A 7,585-nucleotide genomic window follows, 5' to 3' on the forward strand; every position below is an offset into this window, starting at 1 on the left:
TTCCTCCTCAGGCGAGGGTGAGGTCGAGCAGGGCGGCGGCGTTCCCGCCGCGGATGGCGTCGAAGGCGTCCCGGGGCAGGCCGGCGGCGCGCAGGGCGGCGACGGGGTCGTCGGCGCCCATGTCGAAGGGGAAGTCGGAGCCGAGCAGCACCCGGTCGGCGCCGGCGACGCGCACCAACTCCCGTAGCACGTGCGGGTCGTGGACCAGCGAGTCGAAGTGCAGCCGCCGGAGGTAGCTGCTGGGGAGGTGCGCGCAGCCCGCGGCGGCATCCGGCCGGGCCCGCCAGGCGTGGTCGGCGCGGCCGATGTGGGTGGGCAGATAGCCGCCGCCGTGCGCCGCGATCAGCCGCAGGTCCGGGTGCCGGTCGAGGACGCCGGAGAAGATCAGGTGGGAGAGGGCGACGGCGTTCTCGGTGGGCTGCCCGACGCTGTTGGAGAGGTACCAGCGGTCGAGCCGCTCGTCGAGCGTGCAGCCGAAGGGGTGCAGGAAGACGAGCGCGCCGGTCTGCGCGGCCCGTGCCCAGAAGGGTTCGTACGCGGGGTCCGACAGTTCGCGCCCGGGCGCGTGACTGGAGATCTCCACCCCCAGCAGGCCGCATTCCAGGGCGTGGTCGAGGGCGCGCGTCGCCTGCTCCGGATGCTGCAGCGGTACGAGGCCGAGGCCGCGCAGCCGGTCCGGTGCGGTCGCGCAGTGGGCCGCGGTGGCCTCGTTGGCCCGCCGGCAGAGCTTCTCCGCGGTCTCCGCGTCCGCCCAGTAGTGGTAGTGCGAGGGCGACGGGCTGACCAGTTGCACGTCCACGCCCTGGGCGTCCATCGCGGCCAGGCGTACTGCCGCGTCGGTCATCCGGGGCATGCGCTCGCGCACCATCGGGCCATTGACGGCCAGGGAGGCCGGGCCGTTGCGCCGGGCGTCCAGCGCCCGCGCCTCGGCGAGGCCCGGCAGGCCGTCGACCAGCGACTCCACCTCGGGCAGCAGGAGATGGGCGTGCACGTCCACGGTGGGCGCGGTCACGGCAGCTCCCGCAGCAGGGTCATCGTGCGCCCCATCAGCCCGGGCACATCGGCGTCGCGGACGCCGTCCAGCTGCCACTGCCCGATCTGCACGGAGGCCTCGACGACCGGGCGTACGCGGGTGATCCGCCGCTCGTAATAGGCCTGGAGGAGCGCGTCGTCCCACGTCTCGGCGCCGCTCAGCAACTCCGCGAGGACCAGGGCGTCCTCCAGGGACATCGCGGCCCCCTGCGCCAGGGTGGGCGGGCAGCAGTGCACCGCGTCGCCGACGAGGACCACGCGGCCGCGGTGCCAGGAGCCCTCGACCAGCAGGCGGTCGAACCAGGTGTAGTTGACCTTCGCCGGGTCGGTGATGTGGGCGGCGATCTCGGGCCACTGGCCGCCGTAGGCGGAGGCCAGGCCGCGCATCTCGTCCGCGTACGACGCGGCCGGGATGGCGGCCCGGTCGCGGTTCTTCTCGACGACGTACGCGTACAGCGTCGTGTCGCCCGTCGGGCAGTAGCCGGCGATGTAGGCCGGGCCGCCGTAGGCAAGGTCGGTGCGGGTGACGCCGGCCGGGCGCGGGGTCGCGACGCGCCAGATGGCCATGCCGGTCGGCTCCGGCTTGTCGGCGATGCCGATCGCGGCGCGGGTGGCGGAGTTCAGGCCGTCGGCGCCGACCACCAGGTCGTAACGGCCCTCGGTGCCGTCGGTGCAGCGGACCGTCACGCCGTCGGCGTCCTGGTCGAGGCGCTCGGCCCGGGTGCCCAGGCGGACCCGCGCGCCGCTCGCGCGGACCGCCTCGATCAGCACCCGCTGGAGTTCGGGGCGCTGCATGCCGACGGTGGCGGGCAGGTCGTCGCCGCCGGTGCGCAGATCGTTCGCGACGTGCAGCACGGTGCCGTCCGGGGCGGTGATGCCGACCGAGCCGAAGCCGAAGCCGGACGCCTGCACCTGCTCCCAGACGCCGAGTTCGCGCAGCACCCGCAGGGCGTTGCCCTGGAGGGTGATGCCGGAGCCGGCGCCGGCGTTCCAGTTCGCGGCGGCCTCGATGAGGTCCACGGCGATGCCGGCCCGGCGCAGCAGGATGGTGACGGCGCTGCCGGCGGCGCCGCCGCCGATGACGAGGACCGTGCGGGGTGCTGTCATGGGAAGTCCCTCGTTCCGCGGGTTATTTGACGGCGATCGGATTGACCGGGGAGCCGACGGCACCGGTGATCGGCAGCGGCGCGGCGGTGAGCCAGAAGTCGTACGTTCCGTCGGCCGCGCAGTCCTCGGCGAGCGCCTCCAGGTCCCACATCTCGCCGATCAGCAGGCCGAGGTGCGGGATGACGACCTGGTGCAGCGGCTGGAAGGCGTGCTCGAACTCGTTCGGCCGCACCTCGAAGCCCCACGTGTCGGTGGCGATCGCGGCGATCTCGCGGCCGTGCAGCCAGCCCGCGGTGGTGAACGACAGTCCCGGCGCCGGACCGCCCGCGTAGTCGCCCCAGCCGTCCCGGCGGGCGCGGGCGAGCTGCCCGGTGCGTACGAGCACGAGGTCGCCGCGGCCGACGGTCACGCCGTGCGCCGCGGCGGTGGCGGTGAGGTGCTCCTCGGTGACCGCGAAGGCGTCGGGCAGTTCGCCGTCGTCGCCGATGACGCGGCCCACGTCGAGCAGCACGCCCGCCCGGCGATGTCCGCGGCCATGTGCTCGATGCCGGTGACCAGATCGCCCTCGGAGGTGACGACCTGCTCGGCGGGCCGGCCGTTCCAGGCGACGCCGTGGTCGAAGATGTGCCCGAGCCCGTCCCACTGGGTGGAGCACTGCAGCGGCATCGCGATCACGTCGTCGGCGCCGCCGATCCCGTGCGGAAAGCCCTGGTTGCCGAGCGCCGCGTCGACGCCGGTGTCGAGCATCGTGTGCACGGGATTGGTCCGGCGCCGCCACCCCTTCTGCGGCCCGTTCATGTCGAACCGCTGGGAGAGCGAGAAGCTGATCCCGCGCCGGATGAGCGCCGCGCCCTCGCGGCGCTTGGCCGCGTCGAGGAAGTTGAGGGTGCCGAGGACGTCATCCGCGCCCCAACGCCCCCAGTTCGCGTACGCCTTGGCCGCTGCCGCGATCGCACCCTCCGGGTCGGTGCGGTCGAGAGCCGTCACGACGCCGCCTCCGCCACGCAGCGGGTGCGCTGCGTGCCGAGGCCGGTGACCGAGCCCTCCATGACGTCGCCGTCGCGGAGCAGCCGGCCCCAGTGCATGCCGTTGCCGGTGGGGGAGCCGGTGAGGACGAGGTCGCCGGGGAGGAGCCGGGCGGTCTGCGAGGCGTACGACACCATCCGCGCCACGTCGAAGATCATGTCCTTGGTGGACTCGTCCTGCATGGTCTCGCCGTTGAGCTTCAGCGTGAGCTGCAGGTTCCCGGGGTCGGCGATCGACTCGGCCGGGACGAGCCACGGCCCGAGCGGCGTGAACCCTGGCGCGTTCTTGCTGCGCAGCCAGTCGGTGCCGATCTGCGGCATGTCGCGGCGGAAGACGGTGGCGCGGTCGGTGAGGTCGTTGGCGATGGTGTAGCCGGCGACGTGCTCCAGCGCCTGCTCGACCGGCACCCGGTGCGCCGGCCGGCCGATCACCGCGGCGACCTCCAGCTCCCAGTCCGGCTGCTCGGCCCAGGCGGGCAGCACCACGTCGTCGTACGGGCCGGTGAGCGCGCTCGGCAGGCCGATGAAGACATACGGGAGGTCCTCCGCCGCCCGCCGGTCCATGATCTCCGCCGCCTCGGCCCGCCGCTCCTCCTCGGAGCGGTCGTCGCCGGGGGAGCGGTGCGCGACGTGCAGGTCGATCACGTGCTGCCGGTAGTTCGCGCCCGACTGGAACACCTGGCGCGGCTCGACCGGCGCCCGCACCCGGAAGTCCGCGAGCGGCAAGCGCGCCGCCGCATCGTCGTGGGCCAGCGCCCGCAGCCGCGGCAGGGCGTGCTGCCAGTCGTCCAGGAGCGTACGCAGGGTCAGCCGGTCGTCGTCGAAGGCGAGGCGCAGGTCGGCCACCCGGCCATCGGCGGTGACGAGGGCGGGGAAGGCGGGACCATCGCGGCCCTCCGAGAGCGTGGCCAGGGCAAAGGGCCCGGCGAACAGCGCTGACGCGGCGGCAGATTTCACGGACGAGTCCTCCCGGTTGCGGTGTGACTAATCTGGACCCGTCACTCGTGATCAGGGAAATCGATTCTGTGGATGATCTGCATCCATGCCGTCGATTACTCCCGGTCAGCGCCGTACAGCAGGGGAGTCGCGCCGTGAATCTGGCCCGCCTGGACCTCAACCTGGTCGTCGCGCTGCGCGCCCTCCTCGAGGAGCGCAACGTCACCCGCGCCGGCCACCGCGTCGGTCTCAGCCAGCCGGCGATGAGCGCCGCGCTGTCCCGGCTGCGGCGGCACTTCGACGACGACCTGCTGGCCCGCGTCGGCGGCCACTACGAACTCACCGCCCTCGGCCAGGTCCTGCTGGACCGCACCTCCACCGCGTACGACGTCCTGGAGCGCCTCTTCTCCAGCCAGGCCGACTTCGATCCGGCCGCGGAGAGCCGCGAGTTCAAGATCCTGGCCTCCGACTACGCCGTCGCGGTCTTCGGCACCGAGCTGGCCCGCGTCGTACACGAAGAGGCGCCGGGCATCCGGCTGCGCTTCACCCAGACCCCGACCACCGTCGTCGACGACACCGCCACCCTGCTCAGCGCCACCGACGGACTGCTCATGCCGCACGGCATCATCAGCGGCTTCCCGGCCACCGACCTCTACAACGACCACTGGGTCTTCCTCGTCTCCGCCGACCACCCCGGCGTCGAAGACCGGCTCACCCGCGAGGACTTGGCCCGCCTGCCGTGGGTCACGTATCAGCGCACCTACGACGCACCGGCCGTCCGCCAGCTCGGCATGCTCGGCATCGAGCCGCGCGTGGAGGTCTCCGCCGACAGCTTCCAGGTGCTCCCGTTCCTGGTCGCCGGCACCCACCGCATCGCCCTGGTCCAGGCCCGCCTCGCCCACCTCCTCGCGCCGGTGGCCGGCGTGCGCGTCCTGGAGCCGCCTTACGAGGCCGTGCCCCTGCACGAAGCCCTGTGGTGGCACCCGGTCCACACCCACGACGCGGCCCACATCTGGCTACGGGAGACGGCCGCCCGGGTCGGCAAGGGGCTGGCCGGACGGCCGGTCACTCCGGCTTGACGGTGATGCCCGTGAGCAGGATGTCGGCGACGGTCTCGGCGTGCTCCCTGAGCTCGGCCGGGGTGGCCGGGAGGTCGGCTCCGAGCAGTCGCGTCTTGACGGGGAGGGTGAACTGGCCGCAGCCCCCATTGGTGACCAGGTAGTGGAGGGTGGCGTAGGGGAGGGGCCGGATGCGGCCGGCGGCCACCAGGCGGTCGAGGAGGCGCTCGACGCCGGGGCGCAGCGGATTGATGAAGCGATCGACGACGAAGCGGATGCGCGGGCTGTCGACGGCCCCCTCGTGGTTCATGATGCGGGCGACCTGGGGGTGGGCGGCGGCGAACAGGACCTGGCGGATGATGCCCTGCCGCAGGGTCTCCAGATCGTCGGATTCCGGGCTCTCCGCGGCCTCTTTCCACACCTGTTCCGCGGGGGCGAGGGCGTGCTCCATGGCCGCGTACCAGAGCTGCTCCTTGGAGCCGAAGCGCGCGGTGAACAGCGCGTGGCTGATGCCCAGCCGGCGGCTGAGCGCGCGGACCGACGTGCCGTCGTAGCCGGTCTCCGCGAAGGCGTCCAGGGCAGCCATCAGCAGCGGGCCCGTATCGAGCTCCTCGCCGGCACGGGGGCGGCCGCGGCCGCGAGCCGCCGCGCTCTCCTGCTGTGCCATACCGCGCCCTCTCTCCTGTCCGCCCCAAAAATTTTACATGTGCCCAATTTGCCAGAGGCGGGTGGCTGACGCATCCTGGGTGGTGGAGAAATTAGACGACTGGAAATTTTTAGAATCTGCCACCCGGAAGTGATCACATGCCACGCAAGAACATCGACATCACCGTCCCCGACCTGACCGGGAAGCGCGCGGTCGTCACCGGGGCGAGCGACGGTATGGGGCTCGGGATGGCGGCGCGGCTGGCCGCGGCCGGGGCCGAGGTGCTGCTGCCGGTCCGCAATGAGCGCAAGGGCGAGACGGCGCTCTCCAAGATCCGTCAGCAAGTCCCGGGTGCGGACGTGTCCCTGCGCGCACTCGACCTGTCCTCGCTCGCCTCCGTCGCGGCGCTCGGCAAGACCCTGCTGGACGAGGACCGGCCCGTGCACCTCCTCATCAACAACGCCGGCGTCATGACGCCGCCCGAGCGGCAGACCACCGCCGACGGCTTCGAGCTGCAGTTCGGCACCAACCATCTCGGCCACTTCGCCCTCGTCGCCCACCTGCTGCCGCTGCTACGCGCCGGCCGGGCCCGGGTGACCTCGCAGGTCAGCGTCGCGGCGAACCGGGGCGCCATCAACTGGGACGATCTGAACTGGGAGCGGTCCTACAACGGCATGGGCGCGTACAGCCAGTCGAAGATCGCGTTCGGCCTCTTCGGCCTGGAGCTCAACCGGCGCAGCGAAGCAGGCGATTGGGGCATCACGAGCAACCTCTCCCACCCGGGCGTCGCTCCCACCAGCCTCCTCGCCGCCCGCCCCGAGGTCGGCCGCGCCAAGGACACCCTCGGCGTCCGCCTGATCCGCGCCCTGTCGGCCCGCGGCATCCTCGTCGGTACGGTCGAGAGCGCAAAGCTCCCCGCCCTCTACGCCGCCACCTCCCCCGCCGCCAAGCCCGGCGGCTTCTACGGCCCCAGCGGCCCGGGCCACCTGGGCGGCCCGCCCGCCGAACAGAAGCTGTACAGCCGGCTGCGCGACACCGACGGCGCCCGGCGGATCTGGGACGTATCGGAAGAACTGACCGGCGTCCGGTACGAGGCCTAACGGCGCAGACTTGTCCGAAATCGGTGGCTTGGGGGTGACATCGGAAGCCGCACACTGGGCACTGGGAGGACAGACCACAGCTCTTCAACCTCGGGTCGCGCCGTGAAGATCTGCTTTCTGATCAACAACGGGTACGGCATCGGCGGCACCATCCGCTCCACGTTCAATCTGGCGCAGGCGCTCGCCACGCAGCATGAGGTGGAGATCGTCTCGGTGTTCCGGCACCGGGACGCACCCGCCTTCGCGCTCGGCGGGGGCGTACGCCTGGTGCCCCTGGTCGATCTCCGCGAAGACTCCCCGGAGTACGCGGGCGACGAGCCGGAACACCAGCGGCGCTCGGCCGTGTTCCCGGCCGAGGACTGGCTCTCCCCGCGGTACAGCCGGCTCACCGACCGGCGCATCGCCGCCTGGCTGTCCGGCACCGACGCCGACGTGGTGTTCGGCACCCGCCCTGGGCTGAACGTACACCTGGCCAGACAGGCGCCGCGCAGGCTGATCCGGATCGCCCAGGAACACTCCACCTTCGAGGCGCACCCCGCCCCGCTCAAGCGCCGGCTGCGCCGGCACTACCCGTCCCTGGACGCGATCACCACCGTCACCCAGGCCGACGCCGCCTGCTACCGGAGCCGGCTGCGCCTGCCAGGCGTGCGCGTCGCCGTCGTCCCCAACAGCGTGCCCGCC

7 protein-coding genes and 1 pseudogene are annotated in these 7,585 nt (G+C 72.5%); 3 read left to right on the forward strand and 5 right to left on the reverse strand.

Going from position 1 to position 7,585, the window contains the following annotated elements; translation table 11 throughout:
• Window positions 1-7: 7 nt before the first annotated feature.
• The 4 genes and pseudogenes from G5C51_RS21010 to G5C51_RS21025 all read right to left on the reverse strand — a co-directional run bounded on the left by G5C51_RS21010 (window position 8) and on the right by G5C51_RS21025 (window position 4,121).
• Window positions 8-1,012, reverse strand: a complete 1,005-nt coding sequence (locus tag G5C51_RS21010; RefSeq protein WP_165239674.1) for an amidohydrolase family protein — start codon at window positions 1,010-1,012, stop codon at window positions 8-10.
• Window positions 1,009-2,139: an FAD-dependent oxidoreductase gene (locus tag G5C51_RS21015; RefSeq protein WP_165239675.1), complete on the reverse strand. Its 1,131-nt coding sequence runs from the start codon at window positions 2,137-2,139 to the stop codon at window positions 1,009-1,011. The genes G5C51_RS21010 and G5C51_RS21015 overlap by 4 nt, the downstream gene beginning before the upstream one ends.
• 22 nt (window positions 2,140-2,161) lie before the next feature.
• A pseudogene (locus G5C51_RS21020) lies at window positions 2,162-3,126 on the reverse strand (cyclase family protein).
• Window positions 3,123-4,121 (reverse strand): fumarylacetoacetate hydrolase family protein, encoded by a 999-nt coding sequence (locus G5C51_RS21025; RefSeq protein WP_165239676.1) that lies wholly within the window; start codon window positions 4,119-4,121, stop codon window positions 3,123-3,125. The pseudogene G5C51_RS21020 and the gene G5C51_RS21025 overlap by 4 nt, the downstream one beginning before the upstream one ends.
• A 134-nt stretch (window positions 4,122-4,255) precedes the next feature.
• Here G5C51_RS21025 and G5C51_RS21030 point away from each other — a divergent pair, with 134 nt between their 5' ends.
• Complete coding sequence (locus G5C51_RS21030; protein ID WP_165239677.1) at window positions 4,256-5,179, forward strand: LysR substrate-binding domain-containing protein; 924 nt, start codon at window positions 4,256-4,258, stop codon at window positions 5,177-5,179.
• Here the strand turns inward: G5C51_RS21030 and G5C51_RS21035 are convergent.
• Window positions 5,166-5,825, reverse strand: coding sequence for a TetR/AcrR family transcriptional regulator (locus tag G5C51_RS21035; RefSeq protein WP_165239678.1), 660 nt, complete (start codon window positions 5,823-5,825; stop codon window positions 5,166-5,168). The genes G5C51_RS21030 and G5C51_RS21035 overlap by 14 nt on opposite strands.
• 137 nt (window positions 5,826-5,962) lie before the next feature.
• On the opposite strand from G5C51_RS21035, the gene G5C51_RS21040 reads away from it, so the two are divergent.
• Both G5C51_RS21040 and G5C51_RS21045 read left to right on the forward strand, forming a co-directional pair.
• Window positions 5,963-6,904, forward strand: a complete 942-nt coding sequence (locus G5C51_RS21040; protein WP_165239679.1) for an SDR family oxidoreductase — start codon at window positions 5,963-5,965, stop codon at window positions 6,902-6,904.
• Window positions 6,905-7,006: 102 nt separating this feature from the next.
• Window positions 7,007-7,585: glycosyltransferase (locus tag G5C51_RS21045; RefSeq protein WP_165239681.1), on the forward strand; the 579-nt coding region annotated here is incomplete at its 3' end.

It is taken from the genome of Streptomyces coryli, from assembly GCF_011044975.1.
Taxonomy (GTDB): domain Bacteria; phylum Actinomycetota; class Actinomycetes; order Streptomycetales; family Streptomycetaceae; genus Streptomyces; species Streptomyces coryli.

Coding starts and splice junctions, on each gene's coding strand:
- G5C51_RS21015 (WP_165239675.1), bottom strand. CDS start 2,139: ATGACAGCACCCCGCACGGTCCTCGTCATCGGCGGCGGCGCCGCCGGC.
- G5C51_RS21035 (WP_165239678.1), bottom strand. CDS start 5,825: ATGGCACAGCAGGAGAGCGCGGCGGCTCGCGGCCGCGGCCGCCCCCGT.
- G5C51_RS21040 (WP_165239679.1), top strand. CDS start 5,963: ATGCCACGCAAGAACATCGACATCACCGTCCCCGACCTGACCGGGAAG.